Raw genomic sequence first — 18,340 nt, 5'->3', positions numbered from 1 at the left:
TAGCCATCAACGGTCGGGCTGAGAGCCCTGTAGGAGCGAGGGGGACGCCGAGTTCTTGCTCGCGAAATGAGCCCGTTCGCCAGCAAGCTGGCTCCTACAAGGGAGCCAGCCAGTGACAACACTTAACTGGGACAGAGCCAATCCATTTGCCAAGCAGACTCGAGGCCTGCCCTGGAATTACATGGGGTCACTGCGTACCCCTTTGCGAATGAATTCGCACCCACAAGGCTTGCCCGCCAAAGTCGTAACTGGGCGATCAACTTTCTTACTTCAGCTCGGTAAACGCCAGCTTGACGCCAAGCCCCACCAGCACGGCACCCATCAGGCGATCGAACCAGTGCCCCATGCGGGCAAAACCGGCGCGTACGCGGCGCTGACTGAATAGCATCGCCACCAGGCAGAACCACACTGCGGTAGCAAAGGCCAGGTACACGCCATAACCCGCCTGCACCGCCAGAGGCGTTTGGGGATTGATCACCACGGTGAACAGCGAGAGGAAGAACAGCGTCGCCTTGGGATTCAGGCCATTAGTGACGAAGCCGGTTGCGAAGGCCCCGCGCGAGCTGCGCTCGCCGGCGACCAGCGCCGCCTCGGCTGCCACCGGGTCAGAGGGCTTGGCACGCAGCGCCTTGATACCGATATAGAGCAGATAAGCCGCAGCCAACCACTTCAACGCATTGAACAGCATGATCGACTGCGACACGATCAGGCCAATGCCCAACAACGAATACGCCACATGCACGAAGATTCCCGTACCCACACCGAACGCCGTCCAAGTGCCCGCGCGACGACCGTGGGCGACGCTCTCGCGCACCACGATGGCGAAGTCCGGGCCGGGGCTGGCCACGGCGAGCAGATGGATCAGGGCAACAGTGAGGAATTCCGTCCAGTACATGCGACCTCCGAAGGTTGGGAGCGGGTCTGATAGGCTGGCCACCTTACGCCTTCGGATGTCTCAGAAAAAGGTACAGCTCAGCATGAAAATAAGCCGCGCAGTGTTCCTCGACCACGCCTCCCTCGACCTCGGCGACCTCGACATGGCACCGCTCCAGCAGGCCTTCGATGAACTGGACCTGCACCCGCACACCGCTCCCGACCAGGTGATCGAGCACCTCCAGGGTGCCCAGGTCGCAATCAGCAACAAGGTCCCGCTCGACGCCACGACCCTCGCCGCCTGCCCGGATCTCAAGCTGATCCTGGTGGCGGCCACCGGCACCAACAACGTCGACCTGGCCGCCGCCAGCGCCCAAGGCATTACCGTAAGCAACTGCCAGGCCTACGGCACTCCCTCGGTGGCGCAACACACGCTGCTACTGTTGCTCGCTTTAGCCACCCGCCTGCCGGACTATCAGACTGCCGTACGCGCCGGCCGCTGGCAGCAGGCCAGCCAATTCTGCCTGCTGGACTTCCCGATCATCGAGCTGCAAGGCAAGACCCTCGGCCTGCTCGGCCACGGCGAATTGGGCGGCGCGGTTGCGCGACTGGCCGAAGCCTTCGGCATGCGCGTACTGCTCGGCCAATTGCCTGGCCGCCCGCCACGCGCGGATCGGATGCCGCTGCATCAGCTGCTGCCACAGGTGGACGCCCTGACCCTCCACTGCCCGCTCAACGACCAGACGCGCAACATGATCGGCGCAACCGAATTGGCCTCGATGAAGCCCGGTGCCCTGTTGGTCAACACCGCCCGTGGTGGATTGGTGGACGAGCAAGCCCTCGCCGATGCACTGCGCAACGGCCACCTTGGCGGTGCCGCCACCGACGTCCTGACCCAGGAGCCCCCGCGCGACGGCAACCCGCTGCTGGCCGGAGATATCCCCAGGTTGATCGTCACCCCCCACAATGCCTGGGGCAGCCGTGAGGCGCGACAGCGGATCGTCGTGCAATTGGCGGAGAATGCTCGCGCCTTTTCCGACGGTGCGCCGCTCCGGGTGGTCGGTTGAAGCCCGGGCGTTCTGCTAGAATTCCCGGCTTTTTTCAGGAGCCTTGCCCATGGACCCGCGCAGTGAAGTGCTGCTCCGCCAAGCGGAACTCTTCCAAGGCCCGGTAATGCTGGCCGGCCTCCCCGCCGATGACCTGCTCGGCACCCTGCCACAGGCCCGCGGCTGGAGCTGGCATGCAGGCGAACAGGCGGCGTTGGACGTGCGTTTTCCCGGCCGCTGCGACTTCGGTACTACAGCGCCTGAAAGCGAGTTCGTCGCCGCCGTGTTGTTCCTGCCGAAATCCCGCGAGCTGACCGACTATCTGCTGGCTGCCCTGGCTGCGCGCTTGCCGGCTGGCGAACTGTTCCTCGTGGGCGAGAAGCGCGGCGGCATCGAGCGCGCCGCCAAGCAACTGGCCGCGTTCGGCAAGCCACGCAAGCTGGATAGCGCACGCCACTGCCAACTCTGGCAGGTAAGCATCGAACAGCCCCCCGCCGCGCCCGATCTGGAAAGCCTTGCCCAGCGCTATCGCCTGGAGCTGGCGGATGGTCCGCTGGAGGTCATCAGCCTGCCTGGTGTCTTCAGCCACGGTCGACTCGACCGCGGCACCGCGCTGCTCCTGCAGCAGCTGGACGGCCTGCCCGGTGGCCACATGCTCGATTTCGGCTGCGGTGCAGGGGTGCTGGGGGCGGTGCTCAAGCGACGTTATCCACAGAGCCGCCTGACGTTGTTGGACGTGGACGCCTTCGCCGCTGCCAGCAGCCGCCTGACCCTGGCCGCGAATGGCCTGGAGGCCGATGTGATGACGGCCGATGGCATCCACGGTGCCCCTGAAGGGCTCAGCGCCATCGTCAGCAATCCGCCGTTCCACCAGGGCGTGCACACCGACTACCAGGCCAGCGAAGACTTGCTGCACGAGGCAGTTGCCCACCTGCAGCGCGGTGGCGAACTGCGCCTGGTGGCCAACAGCTTCCTCAAATATCCGCCGCTCATCGAGCGTTACCTCGGCCCCTGCCGCACACTCGCAGAGGGTGACGGCTTCCGAATCTACAGCGCCCGCCACAGCTAATTCGGCGGGCAACCCAACCTGATCCCCAATGGAGCGGCCACTCGCTGGCTGCCTGGCCCGGCATTGACCGGGATACCTGGAGTTTTGCGTGACCAACTTGAACATCGGCAGTGCTACGCCCCCAAGGGAAGGGCTGCACAGGGACCTGAAACCTCGCCACCTGAACATGATCGCCATTGGCGGCTCCATCGGCACCGGCCTGTTCGTCGCATCCGGTGCGACGGTTGCGACCGCCGGCCCCGGCGGCGCGCTACTGGCTTATGCGCTGATTGGTCTGATGGTCTACTTCCTCATGACCAGCCTGGGTGAAATGGCTGCCCATATGCCTGTTTCCGGCTCGTTCAGCACTTATGGCAGCCGCTTCGTCGATGAAGGCTTCGGCTTCGCCCTGGGCTGGAACTATTGGTACAACTGGGCGGTGACCATTGCCGCCGAACTGGTGGCGGCCCAGCTGATCATGAGTTTCTGGTTCCCAGACATCCCGGGGATCTACTGGAGCGCCCTGTTCCTCGGCCTGATGTTCTTGCTGAATGTCGTGTCGGTGAAGGGTTTCGGCGAGAGCGAATTCTGGTTCGCGCTGATCAAGGTGGTCACGGTAGTGATCTTCATCGGCATCGGCCTGGCCACCATCTTCGGCATCATGGGCGGCATCGCGTCCCCCGGTTTCAGCCACTTCACCGAGGGCGATGCACCCTTCGTCGGCGGGCTCCAGGCCATGGTCGGAGTCGCGATGATCGCCGGTTTCTCGTTCCAGGGCACGGAGCTGATCGGCATCGCCGCCGGTGAATCCGAGAACCCGAGGAAGAACATCCCCATCGCCATCCGCCAGGTGTTCTGGCGAATCCTGATGTTCTACATCCTGGCGATCTTTGTGATTGGCGTGCTGATTCCCTACACCGATCCCAATCTTATGAAGAACGATGCCAGCGACATCAGCGTCTCGCCGTTTACCCTGCTGTTCGAACGCGCCGGCTTTGCGGCTGCCGCCAGCGTGATGAACGCGGTGATCCTCACGGCCATCCTTTCGGCGGGCAACTCGGGGATGTACGCCTCCACCCGCATGCTCTACAACTTGGCCCTGCAGGGCAAAGCGCCCAGACTCTTCGCCCGCCTCTCCAACAGCGGCGTGCCGCGCAACGCGCTGTATGCCACCACCCTGGTCGGCGCACTGTGCTTCTTTACCTCCATCGTCGGCAACTCCACGCTCTACACCTGGCTACTGAACACCTCGGGCATGTGTGGCTTCATCGCCTGGCTGGGCATCGCCATCTCCCACTACCGCTTCCGCAAAGGCTACCTGGCCCAAGGCGGCCGCCTGGAAGACCTGCCCTACCGCGCAAAACTGTTCCCCTTTGGCCCACTGTTCGCCTTCGCCCTCTGCCTGGCCATCACCCTCGGACAGAACTACCAGGCGTTCTTCGGCGATCGCATCGACTGGGCTGGCCTTGCCGCGACGTACATCAGCCTGCCGCTGTTCCTCGTCATCTGGCTCGGCTATCGCGTCAAGAAAGGCTCGCGCCTGGTTCGCTACGACGCCATGGATGTCAGGGCCTGTGAAGACTGAGCCGTGACGATCTGCACTTGCCGGGACCACCCGGCTTGTGCAAAATGCGCCCCGTCCTAGGGGAGTAGTCTCCCGCGAGCGCCCTGCTCGCCCGGCATGCGTCAACACACTTGGTCAGCAGACCATGGCGCATGCGACCCAGCCCTTAATGGGTTTCCGTAGGAAAAAGTAGCCGAGCGAAGATCAGGCAAGGCGAAGCTAGGCGAGGAAGCGGAATTTACGACTGTAAATGAGCATTCCGAGTCTGCCTTCAACGCAGCATGAGCAAGCGCAGGCACCTTTTACACGGAAAGCGGTTTGACAAGACCTATGACACGTTACACCTGACCCGGGGCGGGCAGGTTGTGCGTGTCATGGTGATTAGTCGACCCGCCCCTTAGGAAGCCTGATGCTGGAATCTCTCTTCGTACCTACCCTGATCGTTTCCCTGGCCGAAATCGGCGACAAGACGCAATTGCTCGCCCTGCTCCTGGCCGCGCGTTTCCGCAAGCCCTGGCCGATCATCTGGGGCATCGTTGCCGCCACCCTGGCCAACCATTTCGCCGCCGGCGCCGTAGGCAACTGGGTCGCCAGCTTCTTTTCCGCCGCCACCCTGAGCTGGGTTCTCGCTGCCTCCTTCGCTGCCGTGGCCTTGTGGACGCTGGTGCCCGACAAGATTGACGACGACGAAGCCTCGGGCTTCAAGAAGTACGGCCCCTTTCTGACGACGCTGATCGCCTTCTTCCTCGCCGAAATGGGCGACAAGACCCAGGTCGCCACGGTCATGCTCGCGGCCCAGTACCCGCATTTCATCCTCGTGGTACTCGGTACCACGCTCGGCATGCTGGCGGCCAACGTCCCGGTGGTGCTGGCAGGCAACTTCGCGGCCGACCGCCTGCCGCTGACGCTGATCCGCCGCTTGGCCGCCGCAGCCTTTGCCGCCCTGGCTGCCTATGCCGTGTACCAGGCCTTGAGCCTGAGCGGCGTGCTCTGATCATAACGTAGGTTGGTGCTGGGCCTTGCCGAAGCCCAACAGGCAGGACGACGGGCTGAGCGCCCGCACGAAGTGCTTGCACGTTGGGCTTCGTTCCACTCAACGCCAACCTACAGTGGCATTACGGCCAATGGCAGTGCGAATCGCGCTGGTAAAGTGCCGCCTGGGATCAGACGCAGGTACGCACCACATGTCACTGGACGATATGAAACGGCGGGTTCGCCAGCACATCGAGCTGTCGTGGAACAGGGGGCACCTGGCTCTGGCCGAACAGCTTCAAAGCAAGGATTTCCTTTACAAGAGTTCTTTCGTCGGTCGGCCACTGGGCAGCGCCGCCTATTGCGAGATGGTGCAGAACATCCGCGAAGCGATGCCCGACCTGGAAGTCGTGATCGAGGAATGCGTTGCCGAAGGCAACAAGGTGGTGACCTGGAGTACGCTGATCGGCAGCATCCAGAAGCCGGCACTCGGCTATCCGCCGAGCGACAAGATCCTCAGTATCTCGGCCATGGCCTTCTGGACCTTCAACAGCCTGGGCGAGGTGCAGGAGATCTGCACCATGTTCGACATGGAAAGTTTCCGCGCCCAACTGGGCCTGTCGATTCAACCCTTTGCCGAAAAAGCTCTACCCTGACGCAGTCCGCTCAGAGATAACCGTTGGCGCGGAACCAGCGAATGGTCCGCTCCAGCGTTTCCTCCAAGGGCGTCTCGGCGACAAACCGCAGTTCGTTGCGCGCCTTGCTGCCATCCAGGAACTGCCCCCCAACCATGAACGCGACAGACACGTCATCCAGCATTGGCGCCTCGCCGGACAGTCGATAGCGCAGACGGCCAAGCACCGCCATGCCACGGGCCAGGGCCAACGGCATGGGTTGCGGCGGCGCTACACCCAAGAGCTGGGCGATGCGCTCAGTCAGCGCCTTCATTTCGATGTTCTGCCCAGTGAGCAGGTAGCGCTCCCCGACGCGGCCCTTTTCCAGCGTGAGCAGCAGCCCGCGCCCTGCATCAGCAGCATCGATCAAGTTGCGCCGGCCCGCCACGTAGTGCGTCATCTGCCCGCTGCCAATCGCCGTGATCAGGCGACCGGTGCTCGGCCCGAAATCCATTTCACCCAGGCTCATTCCGGGAATCCCGATGATGACCGGCAGGCCGCTACGAGCCTGTTCGCGAGCCTGTTCGTCCAACGCCCACCTGGTCAGCAGGAAGGGATTGCGCCAGCGTGGCATACCCTCATAAAACAGCCCTTCGTGCCCAGGCAGGCCCTCCGGATGGCGCGGCAAGGCGATGGAACTGCCGACATAGAGGATGCGCGGCACATGGGTAGCCAGGCAGGCAGCATAGAAATGGTTGGCCTCGTCCAGCGCGCTGGCGACCTCTTCCTGCCAACGACGCGGCTTTTGCGGGAAGGGGTCATCGCACCGGACCACCGCATCAATATCCTTCAGCGCCCGCCTCAACCCGACATAATCAAGTCGCTCGACGGCGTGACATTCCGGCTCCAGGTAGTTCAGGCGTCCGACCCGTGACTCAGGCCGGTGAATCAACACCAGCTCGTGCCCTGCGGACTTCACTGCCCGCGCCGTGTGATGGCCAAGCAGGCTGGTGGCTCCGAGTACGGCGATTCTCACTGCAGCTCCTCGATCCGTTGCAGAACCGTCCCCCGATAGCAACAGGGGACGGCAAGCAGTCTAGGACGGGCATTGCGAGCCCGCCAGACCATCAACGGGATCAGCGTCCCTTGGCCTGCTCGTAGAGCGGCATGACTTTCGGGATGGCCGCCTGCAGCGAGGCCATGCGCGTGCTGGACGACGGGTGGGTGCTCATGAACTCCGGCGGTGCACCTCCTCCAGCCTTGCTCATTTTCTGCCAGAGGCTGATGGACGCGTTCGGGTTGTAGCCGGCACGAGCCGCCAGCTCCAGACCGATCAAATCGGCTTCGTTTTCATTGCCGCGGCTGTTCGGCAACGTCATCAGGTACTCGACCCCAGCGTTGGCCATACCCAAGCCGGCCTGGCCCACGCCGAGAACCGAGCCGATCTGGCTGGCCATCTGCACGCCATAGGCTTTGGACATGGCTTCACGACTGTGCTCGCGCAGGGCATGGGCAATTTCGTGGCCCATCACCGCAGCCAGTTCGTCATCGGTGAGATTGAGCTTCTCGATCAGGCCACTGTAAACAATGATCTTGCCGCCCGGGCCGCAGTTGGCATTGAGGTCGTCGTTGTCGATCAGGTTGACGTCCCAGGCCCACTGCGCGGCATCGGGACGGAAGACAGGTGCCTGCGCGATCAGCCGCTTGGCGATCGCATTGACGCGACGGGCGTTGGCGCTGCTCTTATCCAGTACCCCCTTCTGCGAGGCTTCGCTCAACGTCTGCTGGTAGGACTGCGCGTACATCTGGTTGACCTCTGACGTCGACAGCATGCTGAACATGTACTGTTGCCGATCGACGCCCACTGCCCCACCGCTCGTGGTATTGACAGCCTGGCAGCCCGCCAGGAGAAGGGCCGCGGTCAGTCCGGACAGGTAAAACAGCTTGGCCATGGTGGCTCTCCACAGATACAACGGACGATATGCTACGGCTGCGCTTGAAGACGCGGCAACCGTGTCGCATATGGACATGCAAAACGCCGTTTTTATCTGCGTCCCGGACTCAGGAATTTTCATCTGCCTGCCGATACAGAGGGCCAGGCGTGATTTCTGTATCCGGAGCCCCTATGAAGTTCAGGTCCATCCAATTCTCCATCGCTGCCCTGGCCGGTGCCAGCGTGCTGGCAGTGGTCGCCGCCCTTGTGTTGTATGCCCTGTTTTCCGGTGCGCACACCCAGGATCTAGTCCAGCAGCGCGCCCAGGCGTTGCTCGAGCAGGGCATCAAGGAACGTCTTGTCGCATTGGCGCGGTCGCAGGTCAGCCAGATCCAGCGGGAATTGGAATACCCACTCACGGTGGTCAAGGGACTGGCTAGCACCAACATGCTGATGGGCCAGACAGGGGCCAACGGCTTGTCTGAACTGGAAATCGGTCGGGACGAAATGTCCCGTCTACTGCGTCAGACCGTCGTGCAGAACCCCAAGCTGCTGGATACCTTCGCGGCCTGGGAGCCCGACGCTTTCGCTGGCAGCGATGCCGAGTACGTCGGTCGCGACGCCGACGGCTACAGTGCCAGCGGCCGCTTCATGCCCTGGTGGTACCGCAAGGCCGATGGCAGCCTCACGGTCGAGCCGATGGGGGCCACCCTGGAAAGCGAGAAGCAGCTGGCGACGGGAGTCCGCGAGGGCGAATATTACCTGTGCCCGAAAGAAGGCCTGCGTCCCTGCATCGTCGATCCGGCCCCCTACGAGATGGGCGGCAAGATGGTGATGATGTCGTCGTTCAACGCGCCGATCCTGGTCGACGGCAAGTTTCGCGGCGCCGTGGGGGCAGACTTGTCCCTCGAGTTCATTCAGGAACTGCTGAAGAACGCCGATCAGAACCTGTACGATGGCGCCGGCGAAATCGCCCTGATTTCCGCCAATGGTCGCTTGGTGGCCTACACCAAGGACGTGACCAAACTTGGCGAACTGGCCTCCAGCGTCCTGCCGGCAGAAGAAGTCGCCAGACTGGCCACGCTTGCCGCTGGGCAACCCTCCTACACCTGGGACAGCGAGCACCAGCAGATCGAGCTGCTACTTCCCTTCACCATCGCCGACACTGGCGTGCGCTGGACCCTGCTGCTGCAACTACCGCAAGCGGTGGTATTTGGCGAACTCAACCAACTGCAAAGCGAACTCAAGGCCCAGCGTGATGCCGATATCGTCGGCATGACCCTGGTCGGCCTGCTCATCGCCGGCCTGGGCCTGCTGGTGATCTGGTTCGTCGGCTACGGCATCGCCCGGCCGCTGCGCGAGATGGTCGGCATGCTCGACGACATCGCCAAGGGCGAAGGCGACCTCACCCAACGCCTGCGCAACGAGCGGGCGGACGAGATGGGCGCCATCGCAGGCGGCTTCAACACCTTCCTCGGTAAGTTGCAGGCGATGATCAGCCAGGTCGTCAGCTCGGTGCAGAAAGTCAGCGACTCCTCCGAGCACACCGCCGACATCGCCATCCGCACCAACCAGGGCGTGCAGAAGCAGCTGGCGGAAATCGAGCTGGTGGCCACCGCCGTCCACGAGATGACCGCCACTGCGCAGGACGTGGCCCGCAATGCCACCCATGCAGCGGAAGCCGCCAGCCATGCCGACCAGGCCGCGAACCACGGCAAGCGTATCGTGCAAAGCACTGCAGACGCTATTTCCGTGCTCGCCACGGAAATCAGCCACGCGGTGAGCGTCGTCCAGGCACTGGCCAAGGACAGCGAGAACATCAACGCAATCCTGGTGGCTATTCGTGGCATTGCCGAGCAGACCAACCTGCTGGCGCTGAATGCGGCGATCGAAGCAGCACGCGCCGGCGAACAAGGCCGAGGCTTCGCCGTGGTAGCGGACGAAGTGCGCAACCTAGCGCAAAAGACCCAGCAGGCCACGGAAGAAATCCAGACCATGATCCAGCAACTGCAGAGCGGTACCCACGAGGTGGTCAAGGTGATGCAGGACAGCCAGCAGAAAACCGACGCCAGCGTGCAGCACGCCACCGAGGCTGCCCATGCCCTGGAGTCAATTACCCAGGCGGTCTCGGTGATCAATGACATGAACATCCAGATCGCAAGCGCGGCCGAAGAGCAGAGTGCGGTAGCCGAGGACATCAACCGCAACGTGATCAACATCGGCCAGGTGGCCAACGAAGTCGCTGGCGGCGCCGACGAAGCCTCCCACGCCAGTGCCGAACTGACCAAGCTGGCCGAGCAGCAACGCCGGTTGATCAATCAATTCAGGGTGTGAGGTAAAAGGCCCGCGTGTCGGTGGGACACCCTAATCTGGGTGGGGATTCATTCGCGATGCAGGTCTTGGACCTGCCGGGAAACCGAGAGGCTGCAAGGCAGCCCTTTGCGAATGAATTCGCATCCATGAGATCTGCCGTCATCCCGTTGTCCTCACGCCGGCGTCAGGCACTCCGGCCCATCCAGCTTCGGATCGTTTACCAGATTCGCCAGGGCGCGTTCGCGTAGCTGCATTTGTGGCTTGGCGAGCAGCGCCAGCAGCTCCGGCTCGCTGCTTTCAGTGCTCAGCCAGATGCGCTGAGCCTCCTCATCGAGCAATAGGGGCCGGCGCAGGTCCGCAGCGGCCAGAGTCACCAACGCCACGCTAAGGTACTCGACGCCTCCCGCCGGGTAGGCCTCCCAGAGCGCTCCGAAGTACATCATCCCGCCCTCGGCGCTGATCCAGTAGGGCCGCTTGCGAACCCCGCGCCACTCATAGAAGCCATTGGCCGGCAGCAGGCAGCGCCGGGCGCGGAACGCGTCGCGGAACATCGGCTGCTCGGCCACTGTTTCGGCACGGGCATGGGCGGGCGTCCTGGACAGGTCGGTCAGCCAGGCGGGTGTCAGCCCCCAGCGTGCCAGGTCGATGCGCCGCTCGCATTGTGTCTCGCGGATCATCAGCACACGCCCGCCGGGCGCGAGGTTCCAATGGGGCTGCTGGTCGCCCGGGAATCCGGGCAAGGCCGTCAGCGCGGGCGACCAGCGAAAGAGTGCGAAGCGTCCGGACATGGGAACCAACCAGGGAAGAGGCTCAACAGAGCAGAGTGCCGGGATAGCTGTCAGGCTCTTCGCCCGGCAAGGGTTGCGCGGCATTGTACGCGGCGATCAAGCCCCGCGCCCGTTCGGCCTGCTGGTCCTCGACCAGCAGGCCGAGCAATCCGGCTGGCGGCAACTCGCCGATGGCGCCGAGTAGATGTCCACCAGCCAAATGAGCCTCCACCCCTTCGCTGGCCAGCATACCCAGCAACAGCTCGGCCTCGATCAGGTCTTGCGGCTCATAGATACGCTGCATCAGTCATCCTCCCTCCGGACCTCGAGAGTCCAGTCGACGCCATCGGTCCGGAGGTCGAAGACAATCGGCTGGCAGCAGACCGGGCAATCCTCGATGTACTGCTGATCACCGGCGGAAAGGTCGAGGACCGCTTCCACGGGTTCTCCGCAGTAAGGGCACTGATAATCCTGTGTTTCCAGCATCGCCGCCTCCTGTGTGACTTGCAGGTATAATCGCCGGTCTATTTGAGGCCCTGCATCCCCGGGCTCGCATCCACCCTCCAGCCGTATCCAGAACAAGAGACCATGATGGGCGAATTCGAAGCCATCCGACCCTACGATGATGCTGAAGTCCCGGCAGTACTGGCGCGCCTGTTCGCCGATGACGCCTTCCTCGGCACGCTCACCCGCTACCGTTTCCCCAAGTTGGCGGGCCCACTGGGCTGGCTTCTGAAGCCTGTTATAGCTCATCGCCTGCGTCGTGAGTTCAACGGCATCAAGTCGGTCGCCGCGCTGCAGGATCGCATCGAGCACTATGTGGACAACACCATCGTGCGCGCGACCGATGGCGTGACCTATTCCGGCGTCGAACGCCTGAAGCCCGGCACTGCGTATCTGTTTCTCGCCAACCACCGCGATATCGTGATGGACCCGGCCTTCGTCAACTACGCCGTGTACCACGCCAACCTGCCGACGCCACGCATCGCCATCGGCGATAACCTGCTACAGAAGCCATTCGTTTCCGACCTGATGCGTCTGAACAAGAGCTTCATCGTGCACCGCTCGATCACTGGGCGACGCGAGAAGCTGGCCGCCTACCAGCTGCTCTCGGCCTACATCAACCATTCGATCCGCAACGACGGCCAATCCATCTGGATCGCCCAAGCTGAAGGCCGCGCCAAGGACGGGGACGACCGCACCGATTCGGCGATCCTCAAGATGTTTCACATGAGCCGCAAGGATGAGTCCTTCGCCGCAGTGATCCGCGATCTGCACCTGGTCCCGGTGTCGATCAGTTACGAGTATGACCCCTGCGATCAGGCCAAGGCCCGGGAGTTGCAGATCCGCGCCAGCACCGGCAGCTATACCAAGTCCCCGGGCGAGGACGATGCCAGCATTGCCCTGGGTATCACCGGCTACAAGGGCCGGGTTCATATCAACTTCGGCAGCGTGGTCGGCAGCGCCAGCGAGGATGCCAAGCAGCTGGCAGCGGAGATCGACAAGCAGATTCTCAGCGGCTACCGGCTGTTCCCGGCGCATTATCTGGCCTATGCGATGTGGGACCAGAAAGACCCGGAGCTGAAGGTACCCGATGCCTCCGCAGTTTTCCCCGCCGACGAGTTGGCAGCGGCCAAGGCCGAATGGCAGAAGCGCCTGAGCGCCTGCTCGGAGGAACAGCGGCCTTTCCTGGTACTGCAGTACGCGACCCCGGTACGCAACCAGTACCGAATCAAGGCGGGCCTGCCGCTTTAACGCGGCCTGCAATGCAAAACGGCGACCCCAGGGTCGCCGTTTTCATGTCTGCGCAAGCGCTTCAGAGTTGGGTGCTTGCCCAGGAGACACCCAGGGCCACCGCCAGGCTGAAGTAGCCGAAGGCGTAGAAGAAGTGGTTCAAGCGTCGAGAGGGCTCATCCTGGAACGCAGCCTCTTCCTCAAGCTCCTCGACCTTGCTGTCGGCCGCAAGTTGCGCAACGCTGCGCTGTTCGCGCAAGCGAGTGGCGACCAGCACCCAAGCACCTGCACACGCAAAGAACATGGCCAGGCCATTTACGACCTGGGCCGGGTGAGCCATAAACATTGCCCAAAGCGCCTGCAGCGACATCTTCAACTCCGCTTCAGGTGTGTACCAAAGGCACGCCACCTGTAAAACCAGAACGATCAGGAAGCCCAGAATTCTGGACGACCAAACAAGGTTCGAGAGTCTACCGAAGCCGCCGGCGACTGGGCGGTCATTCCGACGAATGCCGTGCATCAGGTCGCCATACGGCCCGGCTACCTGCGGGAGGGCTTTCATTCGCGAAAAGCTTCACGGGGCGTCTGGCACAAACCGGCCGCCTACAGAAATCCATGGTCACTTGGCTCCCCAGAGGGACGGCCCCCCGCGAGTGCGAAATCATTCGCAAAGGGCTGCAAAGCAGTCCCCAAACCCTGAAGGGCACACCCTTGGCCTGCATTGCGAATAGATTCGTACCCACAATAAATGCATCACCAAGGAATCAAACGAACCTGGAAAAATCCGGCTTTCGCCGCTGCATGAATGCCGACAAGGCCTCCACCGCCTCTGGTGAGCGCAAGCGCTGGCCGAACAGTTCGCCCTCTTCGGTGATCACCCGGCGTAGTTCTTCGCGCCCTGGCGCGCGCATCAGGTGCTTGCTCACTTCCAGCGCCGAAGGGGCCAACTCGAGGAATCGACGTGCCGACTCCAGAGCCTTGGCCTGGGTTGCTGCGCCACTCTCCAGTGCCGCGTTGGCGATGCCCCAGGCTGCAGCCTGTTCGCCAGTGAAGGATTCTCCGAGCAGCAGCAGTTCCGAAGCCTTCGCATGGCCAAGCAAGCGCGGCAGGATCAGGCTGGAACCAAACTCCGGGCAAAGACCCAGGTTGACGAACGGCATTTTCAGCTTGGCGTCGCGGCTGACATAGACCAGATCGCAGTGCAGCAACAACGTGGTACCGATGCCCACTGCCGGGCCACTGACCCCCGCCACCACGGGCTTGCTGAAGTCGAACAGCGCACGCATGAACTGGAACACCGGGCTATCCATCCCCGACGGCGGCTCTTGCAGGAAGTCGGCAATGTCATTGCCGCTGGTGAAGCACTCTTCGCTACCGGTAATCAGCACGGCCCGGACACTGCGGTCCTCGTTGGCGCCGTCCAGCACCTCGGCCATACGGCTGTACATTGCGCGGGTCAGCGCGTTCATCTTGTCCGGACGGTTCATGCGCAGCGTCAGCAGACCCTGCTCGCGCTCGACGAGAATGTGCTCGCTCATTGGGATGGTCCTCGGTTCTTATAGGTCCTCGCGCTCAAGGGACGCGAGTCAGGAATACATCAGCCAGCAATTGGTTTCGTGGCAGACCGGCCAGGTAAAGCCGGCGCGCAAATTCATCGACGCTGGCGGGCTGGCCGCAGAGTAAGGCGACGGTCCTGCGGGAAACAAGGCGGAATTGCGCCAAAATCCCTGGCAGCTCCGCCGGAGTAATCAGTTCGACCTGCACCGAGGCATGCGCCGCCGCAAGTACTGCAAGCGGCTCAGCCAGGTAATGGCCGGAGGCATCATGGGCCAGGTGAATGACACGGATAGGCCCCGAATGATGCTGGCGCAGAGCTTCCCGCAAAAGACCCCAGAGCGGCGCCAAGCCAGTGCCGGAGGCCAGCAACAGCAAAGGCCGGTCATCCCACGCAGGGTCATAGTGCAACGCTCCGCCATGCAACTCGCCCAGACGTAGCACGTCTCCGGGCCGCAGGCGACGCGCGCGACCACTGAACAGGCCAGGGTCGCGGCACTCCAGGTGGAATTCCAGGAAGTCATCTTCGCCAGGCAGGCTCGCCAGGGAATACGGCCTGGCAATACCCTCGTCGTTCCACAACAGCACATGCTGGCCGGCGCTATAACGAAAAGGTCGCAGTGGAGATAGGCGCAGGCGCAACACGTCTGGAATGAGCCAATCCACAGACAGGACCTCGGCCGCGAGACCATCGCGCAGCGGATCGAATACCTCGACCACCAAGTCCTCCACCACCAGGCACTGACAGGCCAGCCGCCAACCCTCCGTGCGTCGCCCAGCATCCAGGGCATCGGGCCGCGCGTCCGCTGGCTCGCCAGAAACGCAACGCACCATGCAGGCATGGCAACTGCCCGCCCGGCAGCTATAGGGCACGTTACAGCCCGCCGCGTTCAGAGCATCCAGCAGATTGGTGGCAGGCTCTACAGTCCAGCGCTTTCCGGCAACTTCGAGTTCAGGCACCCAGCCTCTCCCAAGCAGCATCGCAACGGTTACGTCCATTGCGCTTCGCTCGATAGAGTGCCTGATCCGCCCGTTGCAGCGCATCATCGAGATCATCGCCCAACCCCACCAGGGTCATCCCGACTGACAGGCTCAAGCTCTGCACATCGACGCAAGCCAGTTCGGCGTTGGCGAACGCCTTGCGCAAGCGCTCACAGCAGGCGGTGATGCGATCGGCATCGCAGTTGGGCAATAGCAGGACGAATTCCTCGCCGCCATAGCGGGCCAGGACGTCACCTTCCCGCAGGCAGCCTCGCGCCACCGTAGCGAACGTCTGCAGCACGCGATCGCCGACAGCGTGCCCATGGCCGTCATTGATCCGTTTGAAATGATCGAGGTCGATCAGCGCTATGCCGTGCTGATGGCTCGGCGAGAGGTTTTCGAGTTCGCGTGAGGCCAGTCTCAGGAAATGGCGGCGATTGAACAAACCCGTCAGCTCATCAGTGGCAACCAGGTCTTCCAGCTGGCGCATCATGCCGCGCAGGGTGTCCTGGTGCGCCTGCAACGCGAATCGGCGCTGGCGCATCCGCTGCCTCAGGGCCTGGACATAGCTGGCAAACAGGCTTAGCCAGACCATCACCACGAGTAATGCGCACACCTGCAGCAGCGCCAGGCTCGGCTCCGCCAAGCGCATCTGATAGGCCTCCAGCAAGTTGAGTCCGGCGAAGGCGAAAAAAGCGAAGGCCGCACAGCGCGCGAATAGCCTGGGCCTCAACTGGAACACGCCGAATAGCATGATCAGCACGTACATCACCAGCAAAGTGCCCCGGGCAGTGTCGACGAGCGAGAGCAACCAGGTATGCCAACAGATTGCGACCAGCACCTGTGCCTCGGTCAGGCTGGGGTCGCTGAATCGTAGATTTCGACCGCTAGTGAATAACGCGAGAAACACCAGTTGCGAAAGGATCACCAGCCCGGTGCTGGCCAGGGCCGTGGACAGAGGGCCCCGAAAGAGTCCGCCGAAGATAGCGATCCAGCACAACGACAGGCTCATGAAATAGGTAACGGCGGCCATACCGAAGCGTTTCAGCAGCAAGCTTTGCAGCGCTCGATGGCTTACCCGCTGGTTGGATGGGCTCATGGGCTCCTTCCCGCAATGGCACCATGCCATCAATGTAACCTTGTGATCACAAAAAACATAGTCCGTAGGAAGTGTCCGACAACCGACCAAGGTCAACAACCCGCGACTGTGCCCGAGACGGAGCACGCGCTATACTGCCGCGCCTTTTGAGCCTTGAAAGCGCGCCGGGTCGTGGTCCGGCGCTTCCCAGATGTTCCCGTTCGAAGAGGAGCGCACCCCATGACCGTGATCAAGCAAGACGATCTGATCCAGAGTGTCGCCGACGCCCTGCAGTTCATTTCCTACTACCATCCCGTCGATTTCATCCAGGCCATGCACGAGGCCTACCGGCGTGAAGAGTCGCCCGCCGCGCGCGATTCCATGGCGCAGATCCTGATCAACTCCCGCATGTGCGCCACTGGCCATCGCCCGATCTGCCAGGACACCGGTATTGTCACCGTGTTCGTCCGCGTCGGCATGGACGTGCGCTGGGACGGTGCCACCATGAGCGTCGACGACATGATCAACGAAGGCGTACGCCGTGCCTACAACCTGCCGGAAAACGTCCTGCGCGCCTCCATCCTGGCCGACCCGGCAGGGGCCCGCAAGAACACCAAGGACAACACCCCAGCGGTCATCCACTACTCCATCGTCCCCGGTGACAAAGTGGAAGTGGACGTGGCCGCCAAGGGCGGCGGCTCCGAGAACAAGTCGAAGATGGCCATGCTCAACCCTTCCGATTCCATCGTCGACTGGGTACTGAAGACCGTCCCGACCATGGGCGCTGGCTGGTGCCCGCCGGGCATGCTCGGCATCGGCATCGGTGGTACTGCCGAAAAAGCCGCGGTGATGGCGAAAGAAGTCCTGATGGACCCGATCGACATTCACGAGCTGAAGGCACGCGGCCCGCAGACCAAAATCGAGGAGATGCGCCTCGAGCTGTTCGAGAAGGTCAACCAGTTGGGCATCGGCGCCCAGGGCTTGGGCGGCCTGACCACCGTGCTCGACGTCAAGATCATGGACTACCCGACTCACGCCGCATCCTTGCCGGTGTGCATGATCCCCAACTGCGCCGCCACCCGTCACGCGCACTTCGTGCTCGACGGCTCCGGCCCGGCCAGCCTGGAAGCCCCGTCACTGGACGCCTACCCGGAAATCGTCTGGGAAGCCGGCCCGTCCGCTCGCCGTGTTGACCTGGACAGCATCACTCCGGAAGAAGTGCAGAGCTGGAAGCCGGGCGAAACCCTGCTGCTCAACGGCAAGATGCTCACCGGCCGCGACGCTGCGCACAAGCGCATGGTCGACATGCTGAACAAGGGCGAGCAACTGCCGGTGGACCTGAAGGGCCGCTTCATTTACTACGTTGGCCCGGTCGATCCGGTCGGCGACGAAGTGGTTGGCCCAGCCGGCCCCACCACTGCTACCCGCATGGACAAGTTCACCCGTCAGATCCTGGAGCAGACTGGCCTGCTGGGTATGATCGGCAAGTCCGAGCGTGGCCCCATCGCCATCGAAGCGATCAAGGACAACAAGGCCGTCTACCTGATGGCCGTCGGCGGCGCTGCCTACCTGGTGGCCCAGGCGATCAAGAAGTCCAAGGTGCTGGCCTTCGAAGAACTCGGTATGGAAGCCATCTACGAGTTCGACGTGAAGGACATGCCAGTCACCGTCGCGGTCGATACCAACGGCGAGTCGGTGCACATCACCGGCCCGGCCATCTGGCAGAAGAAGATTGCGGAAAACCTTGCGGTGGAAGTGAAGTAAGCTTCAACCGCTGAAGAAAACGCCCGGCCTTTTGGCTGGGCGTTTTTTTGTTGGCGACGGAAGACATCGACAATCCATCAGACTCGATGGTTAAGTCGC

18 protein-coding genes and 1 riboswitch are annotated in these 18,340 nt (G+C 62.7%); of the genes, 8 read left to right on the top strand and 10 right to left on the bottom strand.

Annotation, left to right across the window (positions count from 1 at the left end; all coding sequences use genetic code 11):
- Positions 1–265 precede the first annotated feature (265 nt).
- Positions 266–895 carry a LysE family translocator gene (locus tag OXH74_RS13075; protein ID WP_375741540.1) on the bottom strand — a complete coding sequence of 210 codons (630 nt, stop codon included), beginning with the start codon at positions 893–895 and terminating at the stop codon, positions 266–268.
- A gap of 82 nt (positions 896–977) precedes the next feature.
- On the opposite strand from OXH74_RS13075, the gene OXH74_RS13070 reads away from it, so the two are divergent.
- The 5 genes from OXH74_RS13070 to OXH74_RS13050 all read left to right on the top strand — a co-directional run bounded on the left by OXH74_RS13070 (position 978) and on the right by OXH74_RS13050 (position 6,159).
- On the top strand, positions 978–1,940 hold the full coding sequence (locus tag OXH74_RS13070) for a 2-hydroxyacid dehydrogenase (protein WP_375741539.1): 963 nt from the start codon (positions 978–980) through the stop codon (positions 1,938–1,940).
- Between the two features lie 49 nt (positions 1,941–1,989).
- Positions 1,990–2,988, top strand: coding sequence for a methyltransferase (locus OXH74_RS13065; RefSeq protein WP_375741538.1), 999 nt, complete (start codon positions 1,990–1,992; stop codon positions 2,986–2,988).
- Between the two features lie 103 nt (positions 2,989–3,091).
- Entirely contained in the window at positions 3,092–4,552 is a 1,461-nt protein-coding gene (locus OXH74_RS13060; protein ID WP_375741609.1) for an amino acid permease, read from the top strand.
- Positions 4,553–4,599: 47 nt separating this feature from the next.
- Positions 4,600–4,707: riboswitch (yybP-ykoY riboswitch) on the top strand.
- A 236-nt stretch (positions 4,708–4,943) separates the two neighbouring features.
- Positions 4,944–5,525, top strand: a complete 582-nt coding sequence (locus OXH74_RS13055; RefSeq protein ID WP_375741608.1) for a TMEM165/GDT1 family protein — start codon at positions 4,944–4,946, stop codon at positions 5,523–5,525.
- Positions 5,526–5,715: 190 nt separating this feature from the next.
- Positions 5,716–6,159: an ester cyclase gene (locus tag OXH74_RS13050; protein WP_375741537.1), complete on the top strand. Its 444-nt coding sequence runs from the start codon at positions 5,716–5,718 to the stop codon at positions 6,157–6,159.
- A gap of 10 nt (positions 6,160–6,169) precedes the next feature.
- Here OXH74_RS13050 and OXH74_RS13045 read toward each other — a convergent pair whose 3' ends face one another.
- Together OXH74_RS13045 and OXH74_RS13040 are read right to left on the bottom strand one after the other, a co-directional pair.
- The gene (locus OXH74_RS13045) at positions 6,170–7,153 is read right to left on the bottom strand and encodes an NAD-dependent epimerase/dehydratase family protein (RefSeq protein WP_375741536.1); all 984 of its coding nucleotides are present in this window, start codon (positions 7,151–7,153) and stop codon (positions 6,170–6,172) included.
- 100 nt (positions 7,154–7,253) lie between these two features.
- Positions 7,254–8,069, bottom strand: a complete 816-nt coding sequence (locus OXH74_RS13040; protein WP_375741535.1) for a M48 family metallopeptidase — start codon at positions 8,067–8,069, stop codon at positions 7,254–7,256.
- Between the two features lie 173 nt (positions 8,070–8,242).
- Here OXH74_RS13040 and OXH74_RS13035 point away from each other — a divergent pair, with 173 nt between their 5' ends.
- Positions 8,243–10,384: a methyl-accepting chemotaxis protein gene (locus OXH74_RS13035; RefSeq protein ID WP_375741534.1), complete on the top strand. Its 2,142-nt coding sequence runs from the start codon at positions 8,243–8,245 to the stop codon at positions 10,382–10,384.
- A 152-nt stretch (positions 10,385–10,536) separates the two neighbouring features.
- On the opposite strand, the gene OXH74_RS13030 is transcribed toward OXH74_RS13035, so the two are convergent.
- From OXH74_RS13030 to OXH74_RS13020, 3 genes are read right to left on the bottom strand one after another with little or no spacing between them, the layout of a single operon-like run.
- A complete protein-coding gene (locus tag OXH74_RS13030) occupies positions 10,537–11,151 on the bottom strand; it encodes an SOS response-associated peptidase (protein ID WP_375741533.1) in 615 nt (204 codons plus the stop codon).
- A 22-nt stretch (positions 11,152–11,173) separates the two neighbouring features.
- Positions 11,174–11,434 (bottom strand): putative signal transducing protein, encoded by a 261-nt coding sequence (locus OXH74_RS13025; protein WP_215379811.1) that lies wholly within the window; start codon positions 11,432–11,434, stop codon positions 11,174–11,176.
- The gene (locus tag OXH74_RS13020; protein ID WP_215379809.1) at positions 11,434–11,616 is read right to left on the bottom strand and encodes a CPXCG motif-containing cysteine-rich protein; all 183 of its coding nucleotides are present in this window, start codon (positions 11,614–11,616) and stop codon (positions 11,434–11,436) included. The genes OXH74_RS13025 and OXH74_RS13020 overlap by 1 nt, the downstream gene beginning before the upstream one ends.
- A gap of 102 nt (positions 11,617–11,718) precedes the next feature.
- On the opposite strand from OXH74_RS13020, the gene OXH74_RS13015 reads away from it, so the two are divergent.
- Entirely contained in the window at positions 11,719–12,885 is a 1,167-nt protein-coding gene (locus tag OXH74_RS13015; RefSeq protein WP_375741532.1) for a 1-acyl-sn-glycerol-3-phosphate acyltransferase, read from the top strand.
- 61 nt (positions 12,886–12,946) lie between these two features.
- Here the strand turns inward: OXH74_RS13015 and OXH74_RS13010 are convergent, their stop codons facing one another.
- The 4 genes from OXH74_RS13010 to OXH74_RS12995 all read right to left on the bottom strand — a co-directional run bounded on the left by OXH74_RS13010 (position 12,947) and on the right by OXH74_RS12995 (position 16,498).
- Positions 12,947–13,234 (bottom strand): hypothetical protein, encoded by a 288-nt coding sequence (locus OXH74_RS13010; RefSeq protein WP_375741531.1) that lies wholly within the window; start codon positions 13,232–13,234, stop codon positions 12,947–12,949.
- A gap of 394 nt (positions 13,235–13,628) precedes the next feature.
- The gene (locus OXH74_RS13005) at positions 13,629–14,402 is read right to left on the bottom strand and encodes an enoyl-CoA hydratase (RefSeq protein WP_375741530.1); all 774 of its coding nucleotides are present in this window, start codon (positions 14,400–14,402) and stop codon (positions 13,629–13,631) included.
- Between the two features lie 34 nt (positions 14,403–14,436).
- A complete protein-coding gene (locus OXH74_RS13000; protein WP_375741529.1) occupies positions 14,437–15,378 on the bottom strand; it encodes an iron-sulfur-binding ferredoxin reductase in 942 nt (313 codons plus the stop codon).
- Positions 15,371–16,498: a diguanylate cyclase domain-containing protein gene (locus OXH74_RS12995; protein WP_375741528.1), complete on the bottom strand. Its 1,128-nt coding sequence runs from the start codon at positions 16,496–16,498 to the stop codon at positions 15,371–15,373. The genes OXH74_RS13000 and OXH74_RS12995 overlap by 8 nt, the downstream gene beginning before the upstream one ends.
- A gap of 219 nt (positions 16,499–16,717) precedes the next feature.
- On the opposite strand from OXH74_RS12995, the gene OXH74_RS12990 reads away from it, so the two are divergent.
- On the top strand, positions 16,718–18,241 hold the full coding sequence (locus OXH74_RS12990; protein WP_375741527.1) for a fumarate hydratase: 1,524 nt from the start codon (positions 16,718–16,720) through the stop codon (positions 18,239–18,241).
- Positions 18,242–18,340: the final 99 nt, after the last annotated feature.

It is taken from the genome of Metapseudomonas boanensis, from assembly GCF_042232855.1.
Taxonomy (GTDB): domain Bacteria; phylum Pseudomonadota; class Gammaproteobacteria; order Pseudomonadales; family Pseudomonadaceae; genus Metapseudomonas; species Metapseudomonas boanensis.
The sequence above is the reverse complement of the archived record's forward strand: the minus strand, read 5'-3'. Positions and strand labels throughout refer to the sequence as shown.